Annotated in this window: 22 protein-coding genes and 1 other annotated feature; of the genes, 16 read left to right on the forward strand and 6 right to left on the reverse strand. The window is 57.5% G+C overall.

All coding sequences use genetic code 11. The features are described 5' to 3' along the window. The first annotated feature begins 23 nt into the window (after positions 1 to 23). Positions 24 to 332, forward strand: coding sequence for a trp operon repressor (gene trpR, locus AC6I8P_RS03560; RefSeq protein ID WP_021508685.1), 309 nt, complete (start codon positions 24 to 26; stop codon positions 330 to 332). Here trpR and yjjX read toward each other — a convergent pair whose 3' ends face one another. Further along, positions 333 to 851, reverse strand: a complete 519-nt coding sequence (yjjX, locus tag AC6I8P_RS03565; RefSeq protein WP_498030979.1) for an inosine/xanthosine triphosphatase — start codon at positions 849 to 851, stop codon at positions 333 to 335. Positions 852 to 902: 51 nt separating this feature from the next. On the opposite strand from yjjX, the gene gpmB reads away from it, so the two are divergent. Continuing rightward, entirely contained in the window at positions 903 to 1550 is a 648-nt protein-coding gene (gpmB, locus tag AC6I8P_RS03570) for a 2,3-diphosphoglycerate-dependent phosphoglycerate mutase GpmB (RefSeq protein WP_021508687.1), read from the forward strand. 382 nt (positions 1551 to 1932) lie between these two features. Here the strand turns inward: gpmB and robA are convergent, their stop codons facing one another. After that, positions 1933 to 2808, reverse strand: coding sequence for an MDR efflux pump AcrAB transcriptional activator RobA (robA, locus tag AC6I8P_RS03575; RefSeq protein ID WP_021508651.1), 876 nt, complete (start codon positions 2806 to 2808; stop codon positions 1933 to 1935). Positions 2809 to 3001: 193 nt separating this feature from the next. On the opposite strand from robA, the gene creA reads away from it, so the two are divergent. Then, positions 3002 to 3475, forward strand: coding sequence for a protein CreA (gene creA, locus AC6I8P_RS03580; protein WP_022548913.1), 474 nt, complete (start codon positions 3002 to 3004; stop codon positions 3473 to 3475). Positions 3476 to 3525: 50 nt separating this feature from the next. Here creA and arcA read toward each other — a convergent pair whose 3' ends face one another. Beyond that, positions 3526 to 4242: a two-component system response regulator ArcA gene (gene arcA / locus AC6I8P_RS03585; RefSeq protein ID WP_021508652.1), complete on the reverse strand. Its 717-nt coding sequence runs from the start codon at positions 4240 to 4242 to the stop codon at positions 3526 to 3528. A 609-nt stretch (positions 4243 to 4851) separates the two neighbouring features. On the opposite strand from arcA, the gene AC6I8P_RS03590 reads away from it, so the two are divergent. From AC6I8P_RS03590 to thrC, 5 genes are all read left to right on the forward strand, one after another. Then, positions 4852 to 5571 (forward strand): tRNA/rRNA methyltransferase, encoded by a 720-nt coding sequence (locus AC6I8P_RS03590; RefSeq protein ID WP_031279901.1) that lies wholly within the window; start codon positions 4852 to 4854, stop codon positions 5569 to 5571. Positions 5572 to 5742: 171 nt separating this feature from the next. After that, positions 5743 to 5814, forward strand: a complete 72-nt coding sequence (gene thrL, locus AC6I8P_RS03595) for a thr operon leader peptide (RefSeq protein WP_128601299.1) — start codon at positions 5743 to 5745, stop codon at positions 5812 to 5814. After that, positions 5750 to 5873, forward strand: a sequence feature (Thr leader region). Its footprint overlaps the gene before it by 65 nt. Positions 5874 to 5899: 26 nt before the next feature. After that, positions 5900 to 8362, forward strand: a complete 2463-nt coding sequence (gene thrA, locus AC6I8P_RS03600; protein ID WP_058781607.1) for a bifunctional aspartate kinase/homoserine dehydrogenase I — start codon at positions 5900 to 5902, stop codon at positions 8360 to 8362. 2 nt (positions 8363 to 8364) lie between these two features. Next, a complete protein-coding gene (thrB, locus tag AC6I8P_RS03605; protein WP_141496455.1) occupies positions 8365 to 9294 on the forward strand; it encodes a homoserine kinase in 930 nt (309 codons plus the stop codon). A gap of 3 nt (positions 9295 to 9297) precedes the next feature. Then, on the forward strand, positions 9298 to 10581 hold the full coding sequence (gene thrC / locus AC6I8P_RS03610) for a threonine synthase (RefSeq protein ID WP_021508656.1): 1284 nt from the start codon (positions 9298 to 9300) through the stop codon (positions 10579 to 10581). Between the two features lie 119 nt (positions 10582 to 10700). Here thrC and yaaA read toward each other — a convergent pair whose 3' ends face one another. After that, positions 10701 to 11474 (reverse strand): peroxide stress protein YaaA, encoded by a 774-nt coding sequence (gene yaaA / locus AC6I8P_RS03615; protein ID WP_058757132.1) that lies wholly within the window; start codon positions 11472 to 11474, stop codon positions 10701 to 10703. Positions 11475 to 11686: 212 nt separating this feature from the next. On the opposite strand from yaaA, the gene tal reads away from it, so the two are divergent. The 3 genes from tal to AC6I8P_RS03630 all read left to right on the forward strand — a co-directional run bounded on the left by tal (position 11687) and on the right by AC6I8P_RS03630 (position 14776). Continuing rightward, positions 11687 to 12640, forward strand: a complete 954-nt coding sequence (gene tal / locus AC6I8P_RS03620; RefSeq protein WP_058757131.1) for a transaldolase — start codon at positions 11687 to 11689, stop codon at positions 12638 to 12640. 124 nt (positions 12641 to 12764) lie between these two features. Next, positions 12765 to 13352 (forward strand): molybdopterin adenylyltransferase, encoded by a 588-nt coding sequence (mog, locus tag AC6I8P_RS03625; RefSeq protein WP_498030980.1) that lies wholly within the window; start codon positions 12765 to 12767, stop codon positions 13350 to 13352. A 113-nt stretch (positions 13353 to 13465) separates the two neighbouring features. Next, positions 13466 to 14776, forward strand: coding sequence for an MFS transporter (locus AC6I8P_RS03630; protein ID WP_058757129.1), 1311 nt, complete (start codon positions 13466 to 13468; stop codon positions 14774 to 14776). A gap of 39 nt (positions 14777 to 14815) precedes the next feature. Here the strand turns inward: AC6I8P_RS03630 and satP are convergent, their stop codons facing one another. Continuing rightward, positions 14816 to 15376: an acetate uptake transporter gene (gene satP / locus AC6I8P_RS03635; protein WP_059011785.1), complete on the reverse strand. Its 561-nt coding sequence runs from the start codon at positions 15374 to 15376 to the stop codon at positions 14816 to 14818. 297 nt (positions 15377 to 15673) lie between these two features. Here satP and dnaK point away from each other — a divergent pair, with 297 nt between their 5' ends. From dnaK to AC6I8P_RS03655, 4 genes are all read left to right on the forward strand, one after another. Further along, complete coding sequence (gene dnaK, locus AC6I8P_RS03640; RefSeq protein ID WP_021508662.1) at positions 15674 to 17584, forward strand: molecular chaperone DnaK; 1911 nt, start codon at positions 15674 to 15676, stop codon at positions 17582 to 17584. A gap of 103 nt (positions 17585 to 17687) precedes the next feature. Next, on the forward strand, positions 17688 to 18824 hold the full coding sequence (dnaJ, locus tag AC6I8P_RS03645) for a molecular chaperone DnaJ (protein WP_021508663.1): 1137 nt from the start codon (positions 17688 to 17690) through the stop codon (positions 18822 to 18824). Positions 18825 to 19240: 416 nt separating this feature from the next. After that, positions 19241 to 20014, forward strand: coding sequence for a siderophore-interacting protein (locus AC6I8P_RS03650; protein ID WP_264250687.1), 774 nt, complete (start codon positions 19241 to 19243; stop codon positions 20012 to 20014). A gap of 85 nt (positions 20015 to 20099) precedes the next feature. Next, complete coding sequence (locus tag AC6I8P_RS03655; RefSeq protein ID WP_222986196.1) at positions 20100 to 20639, forward strand: PadR family transcriptional regulator; 540 nt, start codon at positions 20100 to 20102, stop codon at positions 20637 to 20639. Between the two features lie 5 nt (positions 20640 to 20644). Here AC6I8P_RS03655 and AC6I8P_RS03660 read toward each other — a convergent pair whose 3' ends face one another. Continuing rightward, a complete protein-coding gene (locus AC6I8P_RS03660; RefSeq protein WP_021506610.1) occupies positions 20645 to 20932 on the reverse strand; it encodes an Rdx family protein in 288 nt (95 codons plus the stop codon). Positions 20933 to 21274: 342 nt separating this feature from the next. Between AC6I8P_RS03660 and AC6I8P_RS03665 the strand changes: the two genes are divergently transcribed. Continuing rightward, positions 21275 to 23641 (forward strand): TonB-dependent receptor domain-containing protein, encoded by a 2367-nt coding sequence (locus tag AC6I8P_RS03665; RefSeq protein ID WP_498030981.1) that lies wholly within the window; start codon positions 21275 to 21277, stop codon positions 23639 to 23641. Positions 23642 to 23652: the final 11 nt, after the last annotated feature.

The following is a 23652-nucleotide window of genomic DNA, read 5'->3' on the forward strand; positions in this document are numbered from 1 at the left end:
CGTTAATGAGTACGGAAGCCTTCATGAGCCAACCCCTTTCCCCGCAGCCGGTTGAAGACAACTGGCTGCGTTTCATCGACCTGATGCACAACGCGTTTTCCGATGACGTAGCGCTGCCACTCCTGCAGCTGATGATGACGCCGGATGAGCGCGAAGCCTTAGGCACGCGCCTGCGCATTATCGAAGCGTTGATCAACGGTGATATCAGTCAGCGCGAGCTGAAAAACGAATTGGGCGTCGGGATTGCCACCATCACCCGCGGATCCAACAGCCTGAAAGAGGCGCCGCCCGAGCTTAAACGCTGGCTGGAAGCGCGCCTCGGGCGCAGCTGATCACTGCTGATATAGCGGGTGAGTCAACGGACAGAGCGCCAGAATCAGGGCCTGATGATAGACACTGGAGCGGCTCAGCAGGCCGTGGGTGAAGGCGCCAATCGCACCGCCCTTGTGTTTGATATTCTCCACGCCGGTTAAGCGCGCCATTTCGTCACCGAGCTCATGCCCGGCAGCCAGACCGGCCATCACCACCGGTGGCAGCGTAAAGCTGGCAGAGCGGGATTCGCCGCGCTGCTGCGCATTCTCCACCACCATCCAGGCAAAGGCGCAGTCGCCTTCAATGCCGGCTTCAATCGCCACCCAGTAATCCGCCTGTGGCCGCACATGCCGCGCGTTCGCCACGCGCTGGCGTGCGCCAGTTCGCGTTTCGGCATCGCTTAAGGGCTGCGCGGCGACGCCGCTCTCGACCTCGACCCCTTCAATATGGCAGGATCCTTCGCCGAAAACGTCGTTGAACGCCTGAGCAATTGCGCGGATTTTTGCCGGATTGATGGTGGCTGCGACAACATGGTACATAATTACCTGAACCCTCAAGACAAATTTGTCGCAGTATAACGGAAATTAAGCATGTTACAGGTCTATCTTGTTCGTCACGGTGAAACGGTTTGGAATGCGGCCCGACGCATTCAGGGGCAGTCCGACAGTCCGCTGACGGATAAAGGTGAGCAGCAGGCGCATCAGGTGGGCGAGCGCGTGAAATCGCTGGGCATTACTCACGTGATTGCCAGCGATTTAGGACGTACCCGGCGCACCGCGGAGATTATCGCTGATGCCTGCGGTTGTACGGTAACGCTGGATGCCCGCCTGCGCGAGCTCAATATGGGCTGTCTGGAGCAGCGTCCGCTCGACGGCCTGACGGCGGAAGAGGAGAGCTGGCGTAAAGCGCTGGTGGATGGCACCGAAGGCGGCCGGATTCCGGGCGGCGAGTCGATGGAAGAGATGGCGACGCGCATGCATGCCGCGCTCAACGCCTGTCTCGATCTGCCGGCGGGTAGCCGTCCGCTGCTGGTGAGCCACGGCATGGCGCTGGGTGTGCTGGTGAGTACCATTCTCGGGCTGCCGGCCCATGCGGAGCGCCGTTTGCGTCTGCGTAACTGCTCGATTTCGCGCGTCGATCATCAGCAAAGCGCCTGGCTCGCCGCCGGCTGGGTGGTGGAGACGGCCGGTGATGTGTCGCATCTGGATGCCCCGGCGCTGGATGAGCTGCAGCGTTAAGCGCGGTAGCGCATGGCGCAGAATGACCGCGTATCGGTGCGTATCAAATGATCGCGTATCGGTGCGTATCAAATGATCGCGTATCGGTGCGCATGAATGCGCACCCTACGGGGGCATGGGCAATGCGCATCGGCGACAAACGGTAGGGGTTGTTGCTGCGGTTGAATCGGTGCGCATGAATGCGCACCCTACGGGGTGCACGGGCAATCCGCATCGGCGACAAACGGTTAGGCATGAGGCTGCGGTTGAATCGGTGCGTATCAATGATCGCGTATCGGTGCGCATGAATGCGCACCCTACGAGGGCATGGGCAATCCGCATCGGCGACAAACGGTGAATTTTCTGTAGGGTCGCCATTCATGGCGACCATCGGCAACGCCCGTTACTGCTGCGGACGAATCGGAATCAGATATTCGCAGCGAATCTCCATTGGCGGCTCGCTGCGCTTTTTGCCACCGTGCGTATAGAAGCGCTCAATATCCTGGCCCTGACGGCGCACCAGGCCGAGGGTCGGCATACAGGTGCCGTACAGCAGCAGAATAAACTCCTGCAGCGCAGTGCGCGGTCCCTGATAGCTGAACTGCACATAATCCCCGGCTTCCAGAATCACGCTCTGGTTTGACTGCATGCTCAGCGCCTGCTGGTCGGCCGGCACCGCCGTGGTGTACAGAATTTCCTGCTCATCATCCTTCTCATGGCTGGCGCGTACCTGATGCAGGCCGTACAGCACCGGCGGCACGGTATCGGTCTCCAGCAGGAACTGCTTCCAGAAGTGGATGCGCATCTCGTCGCGGTAGCTGGAGATCTGCTCCAGCGTACAGGTATAGCTTTGTGTTTGCCCCACCAGCACCGTTTCCGGCAGCGTGACGAACTGCGCCTGCGGCATCGGGTAATCATCGAGGCGAATCGGCGGGCGAATGCCGTACGAATTCCACTCTGATGAGCGGCGATACCACGCAGGTGTCTGATTGAACTGCTTTTTAAACGCGCGGGTAAAGGTTTGCTGCGAATCGAAGCGATACTGCAGCGCAATGTCGAGGATCGGCCGGCTGGTGAGACGCAGCGCAACGGCGGCCTTGGACAGCCGGCGGGCGCGGATATACGCGCCGATGGCGTGGCCAGTAACTTCCTTGAACATTCGCTGCAGGTGCCACTTGGAATAGCCCGCTTTTAGCGCAACGTTATCGAGCGAAAGGGGTTGATCCAGATGGCTTTCCAGCCAGACAAGCAAATCGCGAATGATACCGGCTTGGTCCATAAAACATCCTCATAACTCTCTGGTGGCGCAACGATGAAGTCACCGAATAGTAGCACGAATTGCACAACGGCGCGGGGGTGGTTTGCCAGTTAACTGTGCTACATCAATGCGGGTTGTAACCCGTTAGGTTTGGTTCTCGGTTCGATTAACAGTACATTACATTCACATCTATTCCGTTTGCAATGGTAACTCAATGACAATAGCTCGCAATCTTATAGTCACGCTGGCAACATTTATGTTGAGTCAGAGCGTGCTGGCCGAGGAGATCGGCTCCGTTGACACCGTATTCAAGATGTTTGGCCCCGATCATAAGATCGTGGTGGAAGCCTTCGACGACCCCGACGTTAAAAATGTAACCTGTTATATCAGCCGGGCAAAAACCGGCGGTATTAAGGGCGGACTGGGTCTGGCGGAAGATACTTCCGACGCGGCCATCTCCTGTCAGCAGGTGGGACCGATAGAGCTTAGCGATAAAATCGCGCAGGGCAAGGCGCAGGGTGAAGTGGTGTTCCGCAAACGCACTTCGCTGGTGTTTAAAAAGCTGCAGGTGGTGCGCTTCTTTGACCAGAAACGTCATGCGCTGGTGTACCTGAGCTATTCGGATAAAGTGGTCGATGGTTCACCGAAAAATGCGCTGAGCGCGGTGCCGATTATGCCGTGGCACTGAGCCGATAAAAAAACGCCCTGACGGGCGTTTTTTTGTTTCGCGACGGACGCTTAATCCTGCAGCTCGCCGCAGAAGCGGTAGCCTTCGCCGTGGATAGTGGCGATGATTTCCGGCGTATCCGGCGTCGACTCAAAGTGTTTGCGGATGCGGCGAATGGTGACATCCACCGTGCGGTCATGCGGCTTCAGCTCGCGACCGGTCATCTTCTTCAGCAGGTCAGCTCGCGTCTGGATTTTGCCTGGGTTTTCACAGAAGTGCAGCATGGCGCGGAACTCACTGCGCGGCAGCTTGTACTGATCGCCGTTCGGGCTGATCAGCGAGCGGCTGTTAATATCCAGTTCCCAGCCGTTGAAGCGATAGCTCTCGACCTGACGGCGCTCTTCGCTCGGCATCGCCAGATTCATGGTACGCGACAGCAGGTTGCGCGCACGAATCGTCAGCTCACGTGGATTAAATGGCTTGGTGATGTAGTCGTCGGCACCGATCTCCAGACCGAGGATTTTATCCACTTCGTTATCACGGCCGGTGAGGAACATCAGGGCGACGTTAGCCTGTTCGCGCAGTTCACGCGCCAGCAGTAAACCGTTTTTGCCCGGCAGGTTGATATCCATAATCACCAGGTTGACGTCGTTATCGGTCAAAACCTGATGCATCTCGGCGCCGTCGGTGGCTTCATAGACCACGTAACCTTCGGCCTCAAAAATACTTTTGAGGGTGTTACGCGTGACCAGTTCGTCTTCAACGATAAGAATGTGCGGGGTCTGCATGTTTCGCTACCTAAAATTTGCCAACAAATCGAAAACAGGGCGTACGGCGGTTGCCATAACTGTTCCACTGAACAGTGGGCCGTTCGCAACCGGTGTACGAAATGATCTTCGGAATACACCATCCATCTACGTCAACTTCAGTGTTAGCTCAGCCAGTCAGGATGAATATTTGCGTGCCCCGTGGGTATCGGACTGGCGCTTATCCTAACCGTATTAACAGCAACCTAACAGCACCAACAACAACCGATAAGCATAAAAACAACGCTTCGTTGACTTATATCAAATGCAAGTGTAGCACGTTAACACTTTTATGAAAAACTTCTACTGGAATGCCAGCTTAGCTCACAAAAAGCAGCATTTTCGCTACATTTCAGCTGCATCAGCGCAAAAGTAAAACCTGCAGGTAATAACTTTTCAATTGCATGAAAAATAATGTTTTAATATGGGTTTAGCGCATAAATTTTGCTTATTACGCATAATTACGCCTGCCCGGCATTTTTGCCCTGTTTTAACATCCTTAACATCTTATTTTCTCAGGCCCGTGCGGTTGGTATTTTGTCGCCTGCATGCCAACATAGGTCGGGTTATTAACCGTTCGATGGAAAAATCATGCATTTCCCCCTGATCCTTGTCTCACCCGCTCGCCCGGAGAATATCGGCGCGGCCGCCCGCGCCATGAAAACCATGGGATTTAGCGAGTTGCGTATTGTCGCCAGTGACGCCTGGCAGGATCCGGCCGCGCGGCGTGTGGCCCACGGCGCCGGTGAGATTCTTGACCACGTGAAAACCTATGACACGCTGAGCGCCGCGCTGGCGGATGTCGATTTTTCCGTGGCCACTACCGCCCGCAGCCGGGCGAAGTTTCGCTATTACGCCACGCCGGCGCAGGTCGAAACCATCCTGCAGGAGAAGCGTCAGTGGCTGAATCGTATCGCGCTGGTGTTTGGCCGTGAAGACAGCGGGCTGACTAATGAGGAGCTGGAACAGGTCGATCTGCTGACCGGCATTCCGATGGCGCAGGACTATCCTTCACTGAATCTCGGCCAGGCGGTGATGGTGTACTGCTATCAGCTGTCGGCGCTGCACCAGGTAGCGGCCGCGCCGGTTGAGGCGGCTAACGCGCAGCAGCTGCAGGCGCTGCGCCAGCGTTTTCATCAGCTGCTGGTGACGCTGGAAGTCAGCAATGATGCCAAGCTGGCGGACTGGATCGATCAGCGCATCGGTCTGCTGGAGCAGCGCGATAGCGCCATGCTGCACCGTTTGCTGCACGACGTAGAAAAAAAACTTATAGATAATTGCTCGGGAAAACCGGCTCCGGACAGTGAGTGATCGGGCGTCTTTGACGCTGCCTGAACGATCGCAATCCGTTTCGGCGTCTGCGGCGCAGCACTGCGCAGCAGCACCATTCGGGTGCAAAGACAAATTCGTTGACTTAACGTGCGCTTTGCTTTACTTCTGGAAGGCAGACGGACAAGACAAAGACAGACAGAAAAAATCTCAATGCGTAACCACAGCCTGAACACCACCATTATTATTACCACCACCATTACCACAGGTAACGGTGCGGGCTGACGCATACAGGAAAAACAAAAGAAAGAAGCCCGCACCTCAACAGTGCGGGCTTTTTTTTCGGCAAAAATTCAGGAGAGCTTCAATCATGCGAGTGCTGAAATTCGGCGGAACCTCGGTAGCCAATGCGGAACGTTTTCTCCGCGTGGCAGATATTCTGGAAAGCAATGCGCAACAGGGACAGGTTGCCACCGTGCTCTCTGCGCCAGCGAAAATTACCAATCATCTGGTAGCGATGATTGAGAAAACCATCAGCGGTCAGGATGCACTGCCGAATATCAGCGATGCCGAACGCATTTTTGCCGAACTGCTGCAGGGGCTGGCCGACGCTCAGCCAGGTTTCGATTACGATGGCCTGAAAACCCGCGTTGAGCTGGAGTTTGCCCAGCTGAAACAGGTGCTGCACGGCATCAGCCTGCTGGGGCAGTGCCCGGATGCCGTCAACGCCGCCATTATCTGTCGTGGTGAGAAGTTGTCGATTGCCATCATGGAAGCGCTGCTGCAGGCGCGCGGCCACAAAGTGACGGTGATCGATCCGGTCGAAAAACTGCTGGCGGTGGGCCACTATCTTGAATCAACCGTAGATATCGCCGAATCCACCCGGCGTATCGCGGCCAGCCAGATCCCGACCGACCACATGATCCTGATGGCGGGCTTCACCGCCGGCAATGAGAAGGGCGAGCTGGTGGTGCTGGGGCGTAATGGCTCCGACTACTCGGCGGCCGTGCTGGCGGCGTGTCTGCGCGCGGACTGCTGTGAAATCTGGACCGATGTCGATGGCGTTTACACCTGCGATCCGCGTCAGGTACCGGATGCGCGTCTGCTGAAGTCGATGTCCTATCAGGAGGCGATGGAGCTCTCCTACTTTGGTGCCAAAGTGCTGCACCCGCGCACCATCGCGCCGATTGCTCAGTTCCAGATTCCGTGCTTAATCAAAAATACCGCCAATCCTCAGGCGCCGGGCACTCTGATTGGCGGCGAAGGCGAAGTGGATGAGAACCCGGTAAAAGGCATCACCAATCTGAATAACATGGCGATGTTTAACGTCTCCGGTCCGGGCATGAAAGGGATGGTGGGCATGGCGGCGCGCGTGTTTGCCGCGATGTCGCGCACCGGCATTTCTGTGGTGCTGATTACCCAATCCTCTTCCGAATACAGCATCAGCTTCTGCGTGCCGCAGAGCGAGCAGGCGCGCGCGCGTCGCGTACTGGAAGAGGAATTCTACCTCGAACTGAAAGATGGCCTGCTCGATCCGCTCGACGTGCTGGAGCAGCTGGCGGTGATTTCGGTGGTGGGCGACGGCATGCGCACGCTGCGCGGCATCTCCGCTAAATTCTTCTCGGCGCTGGCACGCGCCAACATCAATATCGTGGCGATTGCCCAGGGCTCCTCTGAGCGCTCCATTTCGGTCGTAGTCAGCAACGATGACGTCACCACCGGCGTGCGCGTGGTGCATCAGATGCTGTTCGCCACCGATCAGGTGATCGAAGTGTTTGTGGTGGGCGTCGGCGGCGTCGGCGGCGCGCTGCTTGAGCAGCTGCACCGTCAGCAGGCGTGGCTAAAGGGCAAGCATATCGATCTGCGCGTGTGCGGCATCGCCAATTCGCATGCGCTGCTGACCAACGTGCACGGCATCGACCTCAGCAACTGGAAGGCGGCGCTGGCGGAAGCCAAAGAGCCGTTTAACCTCGGCCGGCTGATTCGTCTGGTGAAAGAGTACCATCTGCTCAACCCGGTAATTGTCGACTGTACCTCCAGCCAGGCGGTGGCCGATCAGTACGCAGACTTCCTCGCCGAAGGTTTCCACGTGGTCACGCCGAATAAAAAGGCCAATACCTCGTCGTGGAATTACTACCAGCAGATGCGTGCGGCGGCGGCGAAATCGCGCCGTAAGTTCCTTTACGATACCAACGTCGGTGCCGGTCTGCCGGTGATTGAAAACCTGCAGAACCTGCTGAACGCCGGCGATGAGCTGATCAAATTCTCCGGCATCCTGTCGGGCTCGCTGTCGTTTATCTTCGGCAAGCTGGATGAGGGCGTGACGCTGTCCGAAGCCACCCGCATGGCGCGCGAGCTGGGCTTTACCGAGCCGGATCCGCGTGACGACCTGTCCGGTACTGACGTGGCGCGTAAGCTGCTGATTCTGGCGCGTGAGGCGGGTCATCAGCTGGAGCTGAGCGACATCGACATCGAACCGCTGCTGCCCGCCAGCCTGACGGAGATCGCCGATGTCGATCAGTTTATGGCGCGGCTGCCGGAGCTGGACAACGCCTTTGCCGCGCGCGTTGCCAAAGCGCGTGATGAGGGTAAAGTGTTACGCTTCGTCGGCGCGATTGAAGAGGGCGGCGCCTGCAAAGTTAAAATCGATGCGGTGGACGGCAACGATCCGCTGTACAAAGTGAAGAACGGCGAGAACGCACTGGCGTTTTACAGCCGCTATTATCAGCCGATCCCGCTGGTTCTGCGCGGATATGGCGCGGGGAATGATGTCACCGCGGCGGGTGTGTTTGCCGATTTGCTGCGCACGCTGACGTGGAAGTTGGGAGTTTAATGATGGTAAAAATTTATGCACCGGCCTCGATAGGTAACGTCAGCGTCGGCTTTGATGTGCTGGGCGCGGCGGTTTCGCCGGTGGATGGCTCTCTGCTGGGCGACTGCGTGTCGGTCGAAGCGGCAGACCAGTTTAGCCTGCAGAATAAAGGGCGCTTTGTCAGCAAACTGCCCGCCGATCCGCAGGAAAACATCGTTTACCAGTGCTGGCAGCGTTTCTGCCAGGCGATTGGTAAAGACGTTCCGGTGGCGATGACGCTGGAGAAAAACATGCCGATTGGTTCAGGCCTCGGTTCCAGCGCCTGCTCGGTGGTGGCCGGCCTGATGGCGATGAATGAGTTCTGCGGCCAGCCGCTTAACGACACCGAGCTGCTGGCGCTGATGGGCGAGCTGGAAGGGCGCATCTCCGGCAGCGTGCACTATGACAACGTCGCGCCGTGCTTCCTCGGCGGCGTACAGCTGATGATTGAAGAGAACGGAATCATCAGCCAGGAGGTGCCGTGCTTTGATGACTGGCTGTGGGTAATGGCTTATCCGGGCATCAAAGTCTCCACGGCGGAAGCACGCGCCATTCTGCCGGCGCAGTATCGCAAGCAGGATGCCATCAAACATGGTCGTCTGCTGGCCGGCTTTATTCACGCCTGCCACACCCGTCAGCCGCTGCTGGCGGCTAAACTGATGCAGGATGTGATCGCCGAGCCGTATCGCACCAAACTGCTGCCGGGCTTTGCTGAGGCGCGGCAGGCTGCCAGCGACATTGGCGCGCTGGCCTGCGGTATTTCGGGCTCTGGCCCGACACTTTTCGCCGTTTGCAACGAGATGGCAACGGCACAGCGGATGGCGGACTGGCTGAGCCAGCACTATCTGCAGAATGAGGAAGGCTTCGTCCATATCTGCCGTCTTGATACGGCTGGCGCACGTAAACTGGGATAACGCATGAAACTCTACAACCTTAAGGATCATAACGAGCAGGTTAGCTTCGCGCAGGCTGTGAAACAGGGCCTCGGCTCGCAGCAGGGGCTGTTTTTCCCGCTGGAACTGCCGGAATTCGAGCTGACCGACATTGATGCGATGCTGGAGATGGATTTCGTCAGCCGCAGCAGCAAGATTCTCTCTGCTTACATCGGCGATGAAATTGCCGCGCACCAGCTGGCCGAGCGCGTGAAGAACGCCTTTGCTTTCCCGGCACCGGTGAGCCAGGTGAGCGACGATGTGGCCTGCCTGGAACTGTTCCACGGTCCGACGCTGGCGTTTAAAGATTTCGGCGGGCGCTTTATGGCGCAGATGCTGTCGTACGTGTCTGGCGCGGATGAGCAGATCACCATTCTGACCGCGACCTCCGGCGATACCGGCGCAGCGGTGGCGCACGCGTTCTACGGCATGGAAAACGTGCGCGTGGTCATCCTGTATCCGCAGGGCAAAATCAGCCCGCTGCAGGAGAAGCTGTTCTGTACGCTGGGCGGCAACATCGAAACCATCGCTATCGACGGCGACTTCGATGCCTGTCAGGCGCTGGTGAAGCAGGCGTTTGATGACGAAGAGCTGAAGAAAGCCATCGGCCTGAATTCCGCAAACTCCATCAACATCAGCCGTCTGCTGGCACAGATTTGCTATTACTTCGAAGCGGTGGCGCAGCTGCCGCAGGAGAAACGCAATCAGCTGGTGGTGTCGGTGCCGAGCGGCAACTTCGGCGATCTCACGGCCGGTCTGCTGGCGAAATCGCTCGGTCTGCCGATCAAGCGCTTTATCGCCGCGACCAATGCTAACGATACCGTGCCGCGCTTCCTCGCCGACGGTCAGTGGCAGCCGAACGCGACCGTGGCAACGCTGTCGAACGCGATGGATGTCAGCCAGCCTAACAACTGGCCGCGCGTGGAAGAGCTGTTCCGCCGCAAAACCTGGCGCCTGACCGATCTGGCTTACGGCGCGGTGTCGGATGAGACCACCAAAGCCACCATGCGCGAGCTGGCAGAGCTGGGTTACCTGTCAGAACCGCACGCGGCGATTGCCTATCGTCTGCTGCGCGATCAGCTGCAGGAAGGGGAGTTTGGCCTGTTCCTCGGCACTGCGCATCCGGCGAAGTTTAAGGAGAGCGTGGAAGAGATTCTCGGCCAGCCGCTGCCGCTGCCGGAAGCGCTGGCCGCGCGCGCCGATTTGCCGCTGCTGTCGCATGCCATGAAGGCGGATTTCGCCGCGCTGCGGGCGTTTTTGCTGAAGTAAATACCCAACGGGCCGGTCACATCGGCCCGTTATGCATTTTTCTGGCGGCGCGATTTAACGCGCGGGTTTTTAACAGACGCGCAATGATTTGCGCCGCTACGATTCAGGTGAAGCTGGCGTTATTGCTCGCGGCGCTTAAATACCAGCTCGTTACCCTTACTCTCCGCCGCATCAAAGAAATAACCGTCAACATCAAACTTCTTCAGCTGCGTTGGTTTCGTCAGGCGCTTCTCAATCACGTAACGGCTCATCAGCCCGCGCGCCTTTTTGGCGTAGAAACTGATCACCTTGAACTTACCGTTTTTCTCATCAAGGAACACCGGCTTAACCAGCTCGGCATTCAGCTGCTTCGGCTTGATGGCTTTGAAATACTCATCGGAGGCGAGGTTGATCAGCACGTCATCGCCCTGTTCCGCCAGCGCGTCGTTGAGCTTTTGCGTCAGCAGGTCGCCCCAGAAGCTGTAGAGATCTTTGCCGGCCGGATTCGCCAGTTTGATGCCCATCTCTAAACGGTACGGCTGCATCAAATCCAGCGGGCGCAGCAGGCCGTACAGCCCCGAAAGCATGCGCAGGTGTTTTTGGGCAAAATCAAAGTCGGCTTCGCTGAAGGTCTCGGCCTGCAAACCGGTATAAACATCACCTTTGAAGGCCAGAATTGCCTGCCGCGCATTATCGGGTGAGAAGGGCGGCTGCCACTGGCTGAAACGGTCGGCGTTGAGGTGCGCCAGTTTGTCGCTGATGCCCATCAGCGAAGCGATTTGCGCCGGGGAAAGATCGCGCGCCACGTCAATCAGCTGCTGTGATTTTTCTAACAGCGCCGGTTGGGTAAACCGTGACGTTGCCAGCGGGCTTTCATAATCCAGTGTCTTGGCTGGCGAGATAACCATCAGCATTGTGTCTGTCCTCTTTGACCCGCTGTTTTCAGGGGATGGATGGGAAAAATGTCGCGACGAGTGTAGCAAAAAAGCTGCACGGATCGGCAAATCGCTCCCATTTGTTAGCGCTATCGTAAAGGGCACGCGGCGATGTTGCGCCGCTTAGCCTGCGTGATATTATCGCAACAGCCTTTTACACCCTGACAGTCAACTTAAGAGAAAAGAGAACCATGACGGACAAACTTACTTCCTTGCGTCAGCTGACTACTGTGGTCGCCGACACCGGTGATATCGCGGCAATGAAACTCTACCAACCGCAGGATGCCACCACTAACCCTTCTTTGATCCTCAACGCTGCGCAAATCCCTGAATACCGCAAACTGATTGACGAAGCCATTAGCTGGGCACGTCAGCAGAGCAGCAACAAAGAAGAGCAGCTGGCGCTGGTTTCTGACAAGCTGGCCGTCAACATTGGTCTGGAAATTCTCAAACTGATCCCGGGACGTATCTCTACTGAAGTTGACGCGCGTCTCTCTTACGACACCGAAGCGAGCATCGCGAAAGCACGCAGCCTGATCAAGCTGTACAACGATGCCGGCATCAGCAACGATCGTATTCTGATCAAACTGGCCTCAACCTGGCAGGGCATCCGCGCGGCGGAGCAGCTGGAGAAAGAAGGCATCAACTGTAACCTGACGCTGCTGTTCTCCTTCGCCCAGGCGCGTGCCTGTGCCGAAGCGGGCGTGTTCCTGATTTCGCCATTTGTTGGCCGTATCCTCGACTGGTACAAGCAGAACACCGACAAGAAAGAGTACGCAGCGCATGAAGATCCAGGCGTGGTATCCGTGTCTGAGATCTACAACTACTACAAGCAGCACGGCTATGAAACCGTGGTGATGGGCGCCAGCTTCCGTAACGTCGGCGAAATCATCGAGCTGGCCGGTTGCGACCGCCTGACTATCTCTCCGGGCCTGCTGAAAGAGCTGGCCGAGAGCGAAGGCAGCGTAGAGCGTAAACTGAGCTACAGCGGCGAAGTGAAAGCGCGTCCGGCTAAAATGACCGAAGCGGAATTCCTGTGGCAGCACAATCAGGATCCAATGGCAGTGACCAAACTGGCCGAAGGTATCCGCAACTTTGCCATCGACCAGGGCAAACTTGAGAAGATGATCGCCGAACTGCTGTAAGGTGATGTGCCGTGGCGGCTGCCGGTCGCCACGGTTTTCGCGTTTCCCTCGCTGATGCTTTGTATTATCCTTTCTGCCATTCCCCTTTTTCTCACCGCCCCGCGGTCAACACAGCGATAACTCTATGGATACTTTACGTATTGGCTTAATTTCCGTGTCCGATCGGGCCGCTAACGGCATCTATCAGGATCAGGGCATTCCGGCGCTGGAAAGCTGGCTTAGCGCTGCGCTGGCGACACCGTTTGAGATTGACACCCGCCTGGTTCCGGATGAACAGCCGATGATTGAGCAGGCGATCTGCGAGCTGGTCGACGAACGTTTTTGCCATCTGGTGCTGACCACCGGCGGTACCGGTCCGGCCCGGCGCGACGTCACGCCGGATGCGACCTTAGCGGTAGCCGACCGCGAGATGCCCGGCTTTGGCGAGCAGATGCGGCAGATCAGCCTGCAGTTTGTGCCGACCGCGATTCTGTCACGCCAGGTGGGCGTGATCCGCAAGCAGTCGCTGATCCTCAACCTGCCGGGACAGCCGAAATCGATTAAAGAGACGCTGGAAGGGTTGAAAGCGGATGACGGCACGGTGAAAGTGCCAGGGATTTTCGCGGCTGTACCCTATTGTTTACAGCTGCTGGAAGGGCCTTACGTCGAAACCTACCCGGAGGTGGTAGCAGCTTTTCGCCCGAAAAGCGCACGACGTGAGACAAACGTCTGAAAATTGCCGTTTTCAGGCATAAAATGCAGAGTGACTGGTGTGGCAAAATATTGACGGTATAGTAACCTCAGCTTTACAACTATACTGACATAGCCTCTGGATATCGCACTCTTATGGATTCGCTGACAACGCGTCGACTCAACCGCCAGGACTACAAAACTCTGGCGCTGGCTGCCCTGGGCGGGGCGCTGGAATTCTACGATTTTATCATCTTCGTCTTCTTCGCTGCGGTGATTGGCGAGCTGTTCTTTCCGCCAGACATCCCGGAATGGCTGCGTCAGGTGCAGACCTTTGCCATCTTCGCTGCCGGTTATCTGGCGCGTCCGCTGGGTGGCATCATCATGGCGCACTTTGGCGACAAAGTCGGGCGCAAGAAGATGTTCAGCCTGAGTATTCTGCTGATGGCGCTGCCGACGCTGGCGATGGGCGCGCTGCCCACCTACGCCAGCATTGGCATTGCCGCACCGTTACTGATGCTGCTGATGCGCGTATTGCAGGGCGCGGCCATTGGCGGCGAGGTGCCGGGCGCGTGGGTGTTTGTTGCGGAGCATGTGCCGGAGAAGCGTATCGGTTTTGCCTGCGGCACGCTGACTGCAGGCTTAACCGCCGGCATTCTGCTCGGGTCGCTGGTGGCGACGGTGCTGAATACTTCGCTCTCGCCGGCGGCGATACGCGATCACGGCTGGCGCATTCCTTTCTTCCTCGGCGGCCTGTTTGGCCTGCTGGCGATGTATCTGCGTCGCTGGCTGCATGAAACCCCGGTATTTCGTCAGATGCAGCAGCGCAAAGCGCTGGCGGAAAAGCTGCCGCTACAAACCATTCTTGCCAGCCATAAGCGCGGCATTGCGGTGTCGATGCTGCTTACCTGGCTATTATCAGCCTGTATTGTGGTGGTGATTCTGATGGCGCCGACGCTGATGCAGAAGCAGCATGGCGTGCCGGCGGCGCTCAGTCTGCAGGCCAACAGTTTCGCGACCGTGATGCTGCTGATCGGCTGCGTGCTGGCGGGCTGGATTGTCGATCGCTACGGTGCGGCGCGTACCTTACTGATTGGTTCGCTGCTGCTGGCTCTGTGCAGCTGGAGCTTTTTCCAGCAGCTTGGCGGCACGCCGCAGATGCTGTTCATCTGGTACGGTCTGGCGGGACTGAGCGTGGGCGTGGTCGGCGTGGTGCCGTTTGTCATGGTGCGGGCGTTTCCGGCGGCGGTGCGCTTCACCGGCATTTCCTTCTCTTACAACGTGTCGTATGCCATCTTTGGCGGCCTGACGCCGATCAGCGTGACGCTGATGATGTCGCTGACGCCGATGGCGCCGGCCTGGTACGTGCTGGCGCTGGCGCTGATCGGCATGCTGGTGGCGCTGTGGTTATGGCATGACAGCCGCCAGGCTAATGCGCAGCTGGATGTCTCGCTGCATTCATCGTAATTACAGCACGCGGAGCGGCACGGCTCCGCGCGCTGTTGATTATTCGCCAATCGGCAACACGCTGCGCTCAAACTTCTCGTTCAGCACTTCGCCCATCGCCAGATAAAAGGCGCTGGCACCACAGACGATGCCCACCCAGCCGGCGATGCGCAGCAGCGCCGCGTGATCCAGCAGATGACCGATAGCCAGCAGCGCAAACAGCAGCGTCAGGCTGGCAAACACAAACTGCAGCATTTTTGCGGCCCGCAGCGTGCCAAAGAACAGAAACAGCGTGAAGAGGCCCCACAGCGCCAGATAAGCGCCGAGGAAATGGCCATCGGCGGCCGCGGCCAGTCCCATTTTCGGCAGCAGCAGAATCGCCACCAGCGTCAGCCAGAAGCTGCCGTACGAGGTAAAGGCGGTCAGGCCGAAGGTGTTGCCTTTTTTATACTCCAGCAGCCCGGCAAGGATTTGCGCGATGCCGCCGTAAAAGAGGCCCATCGCCAGGATAATTACATCCATTTCAAACAGACCGGTGTTGTGTAAGTTGAGCAGGATGGTGGTCATACCAAAACCCATCAGGCCCAGTGGGGCGGGATTCGCCAGCGTGGTGTTGCCCATAATTCCTCAGCAGCAGCGTTATTGTTTATTGGTTTAACGCCCGCGCCAACAGCGGTGGGGCGCGGGGCGCTGCATCATAATCAGGTGGCTTTTGCCGCACTTTGATCTCACGCGGTAAGAGAATCTAAATTTTTTTTAGTTTTAACCCTTGATGCGCTTCGAAGCGGCCCCATTTAGTTGTCATCAAGCATTGTGAGGCAGCAAAAAAATCTGCCGCAGCAGTTGAAAGTGGTCAGCGTGACCGCATCTCTGCTTCACAACCCAATTTGGCAAAGAATTTAAGTGGGAGACGTTTAGATGGGTAAGATTATTGGTATTGACCTGGGTACAACCAACTCATGTGTGGCGATTATGGACGGTGGCAAAGCACGCGTGCTTGAAAACGCCGAAGGCGATCGCACCACACCGTCAATCATTGCATATACCGGGGATGGCGAAACTCTGGTCGGTCAACCGGCTAAACGTCAGGCGGTGACCAACCCGCAGAACACCCTGTTTGCAATCAAGCGCCTGATCGGCCGTCGTTTCCAGGACGAAGAAGTGCAGCGTGATATCAAAATCATGCCGTACAAAATCATCGGTTCTGACAACGGTGACGCCTGGCTGGACGTGAAAGGCCAGAAAATGGCACCGCCGCAGATCTCTGCAGAAGTGCTGAAAAAAATGAAGAAAACCGCGGAAGATTTCCTCGGTGAGCCGGTAACCGAAGCGGTTATCACCGTACCAGCCTACTTCAACGATGCGCAGCGTCAGGCGACCAAAGACGCCGGCCGTATCGCGGGTCTGGACGTAAAACGTATCATCAACGAACCGACCGCAGCGGCACTGGCTTACGGCCTGGATAAAGGTCAGGGCAACCGCACCATCGCAGTATATGACCTGGGTGGCGGTACCTTCGATATCTCTATCATTGAGATCGACGAAGTCGACGGCGAGAAAACCTTTGAAGTACTGGCGACCAACGGTGATACCCACCTGGGTGGTGAAGACTTCGACAGCCGTCTGATCAACTACCTGGTTGCCGAATTCAAGAAAGATCAGGGCATCGATCTGCACAACGATCCGCTGGCGATGCAGCGCCTGAAAGAAGCGGCAGAGAAAGCGAAAATCGAGCTCTCTTCTGCGCAGCAGACCGACGTTAACCTGCCGTACATCACGGCGGATGCGACTGGTCCTAAGCACCTGAACATTAAAGTGACCCGCGCGAAGCTGGAATCACTGGTGGAAGATCTGGTTACCCGTTCGATTGAGCCGCTGAAAGTGGCGCTGAACGACGCTGGCCTGTCGGTTTCTGACATCAACGACGTGATCCTGGTCGGTGGTCAGACGCGTATGCCAATGGTGCAGGCGAAAGTGGCGGAGTTCTTCGGTAAAGAGCCACGTAAAGACGTGAACCCGGACGAAGCGGTCGCTGTGGGTGCTGCGGTACAGGGCGGCGTGCTGGCTGGTGAAGTAAAAGACGTTCTGCTGCTGGACGTAACCCCGCTGTCGCTGGGTATCGAAACCATGGGTGGCGTGATGACGTCGCTGATCAGCAAGAACACCACGATCCCAACCAAGCACAGCCAGGTGTTCTCGACTGCTGAAGACAACCAGTCTGCCGTGACCATTCACGTGCTGCAGGGTGAGCGTAAGCGTTCAGCGGATAACAAATCGCTGGGCCAGTTCAACCTCGACGGTATTCAGCCTGCGCCGCGCGGTATGCCACAGATCGAAGTGACCTTCGACATCGATGCTGACGGTATTCTGCACGTGTCTGCGAAGGACAAAAACAGCGGTAAAGAGCAGAAGATCACCATCAAAGCGTCTTCTGGCCTGAACGAGGAAGAGATCGAAAAAATGGTTCGTGACGCGGAAGCTAACGCCGAGTCAGACCGTAAATTCGAAGAGCTGGTGCAGACGCGTAACCAGGGCGACCAGATTGCGCACAGCACGCGTAAGCAGCTGGACGAAGCCGGTGACAAACTGTCAGCGGAAGACAAAGCACCGATCGAGTCTGCCCTGAACGAGCTGAACACCGCGCTGAAAGGCGAAGATAAAGCAGAAATCGAAGCCAAAATGCAGGCGCTGATGGAAGTGTCCAGCAAGCTGATGGAACTGGCGCAGCAACAGGCTCAGGCCGGCGCAGCGGATGCCGGCGACGCTTCGGCGAAGAAAGATGACGACGTTGTCGACGCTGAATTCGAAGAAGTGAAAGATAAAAAATAATTGCCCCTGACCGGGCGCGACGGCTGGCCTGACAGCCGTTGAAACCAGCACGGGCGTCGGAGATCTCTCCACGCCCGTGCGATCATGTTAAGGGCAGAGAAAAATGGCTAAGAGTGATTTTTACGAGATCTTAGGCGTCTCAAAATCCGCCGATGAGCGCGAAATCAAAAAGGCCTATAAGCGCCTGGCGATGAAGTATCACCCGGACCGTAATCCGGGCGATAAAGAGGCCGAGACGAAATTCAAAGAGGTCAAGGAAGCCTACGAAATCCTCACCGATGCGCAGAAGCGTGCAGCTTACGATCAGTACGGTCATGCGGCGTTTGAGCAGGGCGGTGGTGGCGGCTTCGGCGGCGGCTTTGGTGGCGGCGGTGCCGACTTCAGCGATATCTTTGGCGACGTGTTCGGCGATATCTTTGGTGGTGGTCGCCGTCAGCGCGCCTCACGCGGCGCCGATTTACGCTACAACATGGAACTGACGCTGGAAGAAGCGGTACGCGGCGTGACCAAAGAGATCCGCATTCCAACGCTGGAAGAGTGTGATGTCTGCCACGGCAGCGGCGCCAAAGCGGGCACCCAGCCGCAGACCTGTCCGACCTGTCACGGTGCGGGCCAGGTACAGATGCGTCAGGGCTTCTTTACCGTGCAGCAAGCCTGTCCGACCTGTCACGGTCGCGGCTCGGTGATTAAAGATCCGTGCAACGCCTGTCACGGCCATGGCCGCGTTGAGCGCCAGAAAACGCTGTCGGTGAAAATCCCGGCAGGCGTCGATACCGGCGACCGTATCCGCCTCAGCGGAGAAGGTGAAGCGGGCGAACACGGCGCACCGGCTGGCGATCTGTACGTGCAGGTTTCGGTGAAGAAACACCCGATCTTCGAGCGTGAAGATAACAACCTGTACTGCGAAGTGCCGATCAACTTTGCCATGGCAGCGCTGGGCGGCGAGATTGAAGTGCCGACGCTTGACGGTCGCGTGAAGCTGAAAGTGCCGGCAGAAACCCAGACCGGCAAGCTGTTCCGCATGCGCGGCAAAGGCGTGAAGTCGGTGCGCGGCGGTGCGGTCGGCGATCTGCTGTGTCGCGTGGTGGTGGAAACCCCGGTCAGCCTCAACGACAAGCAAAAAGCGCTGCTGCGCGAGCTGGAAGAGAGCTTCGGCGGTCCGACCGGCGAGAAAAACAGCCCGCGTTCGAAAAGCTTCTTCGACGGCGTAAAGAAGTTCTTTGACGATTTGACCCGCTAATCGGGTGCGCAGACAGTAACAAGCGGAGAGGCAACTCTCCGCTTTTTTTATGCGCAGTTCTGCCGTGCAAATATTCAACGGCATTGTTTTTAGTCATTCAACGCTTTAACAGCTCACCTCCTGTCAAAACGGCAGCATTTTCGCTAGTGACGCAATTTATTGCGCGATAAATCGCGCCGCTACAAATATCGTGCGGCTTGCGACTACCTCAAGCCGTGAAAATCCCCGCCAACAAACGCCCCCTCACCTTGCAAAAACTGGTTCCGTTTTCGCCAATAGCATTTTTCGGCATTGCGTCGAAAATATATCATAGGTATCTTGCAAGGCGTTTAATGAGAATGATTTTCGATAACATGCACCATTAGCGGTGTGCGGCAGCGCAGTAGCGCGGGACCGTCGCTGCAGGGAGAGAAACGTTGCCAAACCCGACTCACCACCGCGCTCCACAACGCGTGCGCAATGAATTACGCTTCCGTCACATCACCGTCGCCAGCAAAACGCGGGTGGCCGATGCCTTCTGGCGCATCGTCTTTAGCGGCAGCGATCTGGCGGGGTTCCACTCGCCCTCTTTTGACGACCACATCAAAGTGTTTTTCCCGGATACGCCGGGCGGTGCGCTGGCGCTGCCACACATGACCGACGAAGGCATCGTCTGGCCTGACGGCGTACGTCCGGCGGCGCGCGACTATACGCCGCTGGCTTTTAATGGCAGCGATTCGCTGACGCTGGATTTTTACATCCACGACGGCGGCGTCGCCAGCAGCTGGGCGAGTGCCGCTCAGCCGGGCGATCGCATTGCGATGGGCGGCCCGCGCGGCTCATGCGTCGTGCCGGTGGATTATGCCTGTCAGATTTATGTCTGTGATGAGACCGGTCTGCCGGCATTTAAGCGCCGCTATCAGGAAATGCAGGCACAACAGATTCATCTGCTGGCCTGTGTTGATGAGCCAGTCGGCCGCGCGTATCTTGGCGACCTGCCGGACGTCACGGTGAGCTGGCTTGGCAGCGGCAACATGCAGGCTGAGGCGCTGACGCCGCTGCTGGACCCGATTGTGCTGCCTGCTGATGACTACTTTATCTGGCTGACCGGCGAAGGCGCGGCGGTGAAACAGCTGAGCGATTACTTTACTCAGCAGCGCGCGGCGCACAGCGACCTGGTGCGCGCCGTCGCTTACTGGCATCAGAAATAACCGGCGCCCGCCCGCTGCCGCCTGTGTTGAATTTTACCAGGCACCAGACTACTATCAACCTCCCTCAACTGACCCCGGGAAGGCGATGAAACAGCAGCGGGATGTTCCAGAGCACGCCGATGCGGCACAGCGTGCCAGCTGTGCCGGCGCACGCAGAAAGCGGCGCGAAAGGATGCTGGATGCCAGTGATATTCGCCTGCTGATGCTGCACTTTCTGGCCAGCGGCGCGGCGCACGGTTATGAGCTGATCAAATCGGTGGAAGAGTTGTCGAAAGGCGAATATTCCCCCAGCCCCGGCATTATTTATCCCAACCTGACGCTGCTGGAAGAGATGGACGCCATTCGCGTGGTGGATGCCCAGGCCACGCGCAAAGCCTACGCGCTCAACGATGCGGGCCGCGCGCTGCTGGCGGAAAATGGCGAAAACGTGGCGGTGATTATCGGGCGGCTCACTTCGCTGGCGATCCTGGTCAACAACCGCAGCATTCCGCAGGTGGAGCAGGCGATCCATACGCTTCGCTATACGCTCAATCACCGGTTATCGCAGGAGCAGATTTCACCGGCCACGGTGGACATTGTCGTGGCGGCGCTGCAGGACGCGGCAGAGAAGATCGCCAACAGCTAAGCGCGTTACGGTTTCTTCTTGTCCACGTGCCCCAGTTCGCGATCCGGCCAGCAGACATCGCGCACCCGCTGCTTCAGTGCTGCCGCATCGGGAAAGCCGCCTTCCTGTTTGCGTTCCCAAATTACCTGACCATCAATGCTAATCTCGAACACGCCGCCGCTGCCGGGCTGGAGCGTGACTGCGCTAAGATCGCCGGCAAAGGTATGCAGCAGCTCCTGCGCCATCCACGCCGAACGCAGCAGCCAGTTACATTGGGTACAGTAGTGAATGGTTACTGCCGGTTTATCTGCCATCCTATCCCTCCTGTTAGTGCTTGATTAATCATGGGTTAACAAATTGTGCGCACAAAGATACATCTTGATGCAAATGATATTGATAATGATTACCAATTGCATTAAATTGTTTTCGCCATCATTTTACTCTCTATAAATCCCGCAGGCATTCCTGCGGCGCCGCGGCCAGTTATACACGGCAGCTGTGCACTGAAGCGCGCATGACACTGTGCCACAGGTGCCGGGATCGATAACATTATCTGGCCAGCGTGACGCGCTGTTTCACGGTTTTTAGCATAAAGCCGTGGTTTTCTGGCAGCAAATAAGTGAGCGAATACTAACAATTAACCAGGTATTTCGCGCATGTCTTTACACCTTCAGGGAAATTTCCGGCAGCGTCTGTTTAACGTCGCTGTCCTTGCTTCAGCCATTCACGCAGCCTGCAGCTATGCCGCCAGCGACAGCAGTACGCTGGCGCGTTCCGCAGAGAACAACAGCAGTAATGAACCGGTAATGACCGTTACCGCACCTAAGCAGCAGGCCGGCAGCAAAACCACGCTCACCGCCAGCGATCTGCAAAAACGCGGCGCCAATGACTTCGGTTCGATCATGCGTTATGAGCCGCTGGTCAGCGCCACTGGCGCGGCGGGCGGTTCGTCAGCCGGTAAAAGCGGCTTTGACCGTGCAGGCTATACCGGCTACAACATTCGCGGGCTGGAAAGTAACCGTGTCGGTCTGGATATTGATGGCATTCCGGTACCGGACGCCACCGGTCGTCCGTACGTCAGTCGCGCCGGTAACAATACCTTCGGTATCGGTCGCGACTACATCGACCCGTATATGTTTGGCAGCGTCGAAATTGAGAAGGGCGCTACATCGGTGGAACAACCTAACACCGCAATCGGCGGTAACGTATCGTTTCATAACAAGTCGCCGGACGACTACCTCAGCAGCGATAAAACCCACTATTTCGGTTATCAGAGCGACTACAGTTCGGCAGATCGCAGCTGGCACAACGGCATCACTGCGGCGGCAGGGGATGATGAACTGCGCGGCCTGTTTGTCTACAGCCGCCGCGACGGCCAGCAGACGCGCAACAACAGCGGCGTAAAAGACGCCTACCCGGCCAACTGGCACTCGGATGCCTTTATGACGTCGGGCATCTGGCAGCCAAACGATCAGCACAAGCTGAGCGCCACCTTCGACTACTACCACAAAACCAATCACACCCACTACGATACCTGGGACAGCAGCAGCGGCAACACTATTTGGGGCACTGCGCAACAGCAGAGCGATTCGCGCCGCTGGGGCATTAACCTTGCCGATGAGTGGACGCCGTACAACGAGGTGATCGATACGCTGACCACGCGGGTTTACTGGCAGCAAACCCAGGCGCACGACACCACCTGGTTACCGACCAGCGCCAGTCAGTACGGCTTCGTCTACTCTGACTACAACGTCGATACCTTAGGGTTTGACACGCGCGCCAGCAAAACCCTCGGCCGCCACGAACTGAGCGGCGGCGTCAACGCGCGCGTGGAGAACAGCGAGCGTCCGTTCCGCCAGGAGCCGAACCCGGGCACCTTCGGCACCATCACCCAGCCACAGTCGGACAGCCGTTCCTGGACCGTGGCCGGTTATCTGCAGGATAAAATCAATTTCGATCTCGATAGCCACAATTTCGCGGTGATTCCCGGCGTGCGCGTTATTCATCAAAGCACCAAACCGAAGAACCTCGGCGATCTGACCAACGGCAGCACGGTGCTGACCGAAGAGCAGGTGGAAAAACTGTACGGCAAGACCAATTCAGACACCGAAGTGCTGCCGTCACTGACCTTCCAGTACGATATCAATCCGGCGCTAACCACCTGGCTGCAATATAAGCGCGGCGTGGAGTTTCCGACCACCAGCCAGCTGTACGGCTCGTGGAACCTTGGTTCAAGCTACGCCGGCAGCGCGCAGTATGCGCTGATTGGTAATGCCGATCTGAAAACCGAGACCAGCAACAATTTTGAGTGGGGTCTGAAAGGACAGCCGACCGACGGCATCACCCTCAATACCTCGGTGTTCTACAACACCTACAAAAACTTTATTGCCTACACCCGCTATCGCCGCGCCACCAATCCGGCGATGTTCGTCAATGTTCCGGCCAACATCTACACCAGCTATCAGGCTGAGAACCGCGACAAAGCCTACATTTATGGGGCGGAGATCAGCACCCGCTTCAACTACGGCAGCTGGTTCCCGACCGTGGATGGCCTGAGCAGCACGTTTGCGCTCGGCTACAGCGAGGGTAAAGCGAAATCCCGCTATCTGGGCGACAAATACATCGATCTCGACAGTGTCGCGCCGCTAAAAGCGATTGTCGGCATCGCGTGGGACGACAAAGCGCGCGGTTACGGCGCGGCGCTCACCGCCACCTTTGTCAAAGGCAAACAGGCCAGCGCCACCAACCGAGAGAGCTACAGCAACAGCGGGGCGGCCATCAGCGACGCCAGCAGCGAATACATGCGCGTGCCGGGCTACGGCCTGATCGATGCCACCGCGTACTGGCAGCTGACGAAAAATGTCAGGCTGAGCGGCGGTGTCTACAACATTACCGATCGTAAATACTGGGATTACCTCAGCAGCCGCACGCTGACCAGCGCCAGCGCGCAGGAGCGCAACGACATCAATCTGGCCGTGATGCCGGGACGCACCTGGCAACTGGGCGTGAACGTCGACTTCTAATCACTTTTCGC

It is taken from the genome of gamma proteobacterium symbiont of Lampromicra miyakona, assembly GCF_059730895.1.

What these genes read in the sequence shown, in the direction of transcription:
- dnaJ (WP_021508663.1), top strand. Translation starts at nt 17,688, where the DNA reads ATGGCTAAGAGTGATTTTTACGAGATCTTAGGCGTCTCAAAATCCGCC.
- gpmB (WP_021508687.1), top strand. Translation starts at nt 903, where the DNA reads ATGTTACAGGTCTATCTTGTTCGTCACGGTGAAACGGTTTGGAATGCG.
- satP (WP_059011785.1), bottom strand. Translation starts at nt 15,376, where the DNA reads ATGGGCAACACCACGCTGGCGAATCCCGCCCCACTGGGCCTGATGGGT.
- AC6I8P_RS03655 (WP_222986196.1), top strand. Translation starts at nt 20,100, where the DNA reads ATGAAACAGCAGCGGGATGTTCCAGAGCACGCCGATGCGGCACAGCGT.
- yaaA (WP_058757132.1), bottom strand. Translation starts at nt 11,474, where the DNA reads ATGCTGATGGTTATCTCGCCAGCCAAGACACTGGATTATGAAAGCCCG.
- creA (WP_022548913.1), top strand. Translation starts at nt 3,002, where the DNA reads ATGACAATAGCTCGCAATCTTATAGTCACGCTGGCAACATTTATGTTG.
- robA (WP_021508651.1), bottom strand. Translation starts at nt 2,808, where the DNA reads ATGGACCAAGCCGGTATCATTCGCGATTTGCTTGTCTGGCTGGAAAGC.
- trpR (WP_021508685.1), top strand. Translation starts at nt 24, where the DNA reads ATGAGCCAACCCCTTTCCCCGCAGCCGGTTGAAGACAACTGGCTGCGT.
- AC6I8P_RS03590 (WP_031279901.1), top strand. Translation starts at nt 4,852, where the DNA reads ATGCATTTCCCCCTGATCCTTGTCTCACCCGCTCGCCCGGAGAATATC.
- thrC (WP_021508656.1), top strand. Translation starts at nt 9,298, where the DNA reads ATGAAACTCTACAACCTTAAGGATCATAACGAGCAGGTTAGCTTCGCG.
- yjjX (WP_498030979.1), bottom strand. Translation starts at nt 851, where the DNA reads ATGTACCATGTTGTCGCAGCCACCATCAATCCGGCAAAAATCCGCGCA.
- AC6I8P_RS03660 (WP_021506610.1), bottom strand. Translation starts at nt 20,932, where the DNA reads ATGGCAGATAAACCGGCAGTAACCATTCACTACTGTACCCAATGTAAC.
- thrB (WP_141496455.1), top strand. Translation starts at nt 8,365, where the DNA reads ATGGTAAAAATTTATGCACCGGCCTCGATAGGTAACGTCAGCGTCGGC.
- tal (WP_058757131.1), top strand. Translation starts at nt 11,687, where the DNA reads ATGACGGACAAACTTACTTCCTTGCGTCAGCTGACTACTGTGGTCGCC.
- mog (WP_498030980.1), top strand. Translation starts at nt 12,765, where the DNA reads ATGGATACTTTACGTATTGGCTTAATTTCCGTGTCCGATCGGGCCGCT.
- arcA (WP_021508652.1), bottom strand. Translation starts at nt 4,242, where the DNA reads ATGCAGACCCCGCACATTCTTATCGTTGAAGACGAACTGGTCACGCGT.
- AC6I8P_RS03630 (WP_058757129.1), top strand. Translation starts at nt 13,466, where the DNA reads ATGGATTCGCTGACAACGCGTCGACTCAACCGCCAGGACTACAAAACT.
- dnaK (WP_021508662.1), top strand. Translation starts at nt 15,674, where the DNA reads ATGGGTAAGATTATTGGTATTGACCTGGGTACAACCAACTCATGTGTG.
- AC6I8P_RS03665 (WP_498030981.1), top strand. Translation starts at nt 21,275, where the DNA reads ATGTCTTTACACCTTCAGGGAAATTTCCGGCAGCGTCTGTTTAACGTC.
- thrA (WP_058781607.1), top strand. Translation starts at nt 5,900, where the DNA reads ATGCGAGTGCTGAAATTCGGCGGAACCTCGGTAGCCAATGCGGAACGT.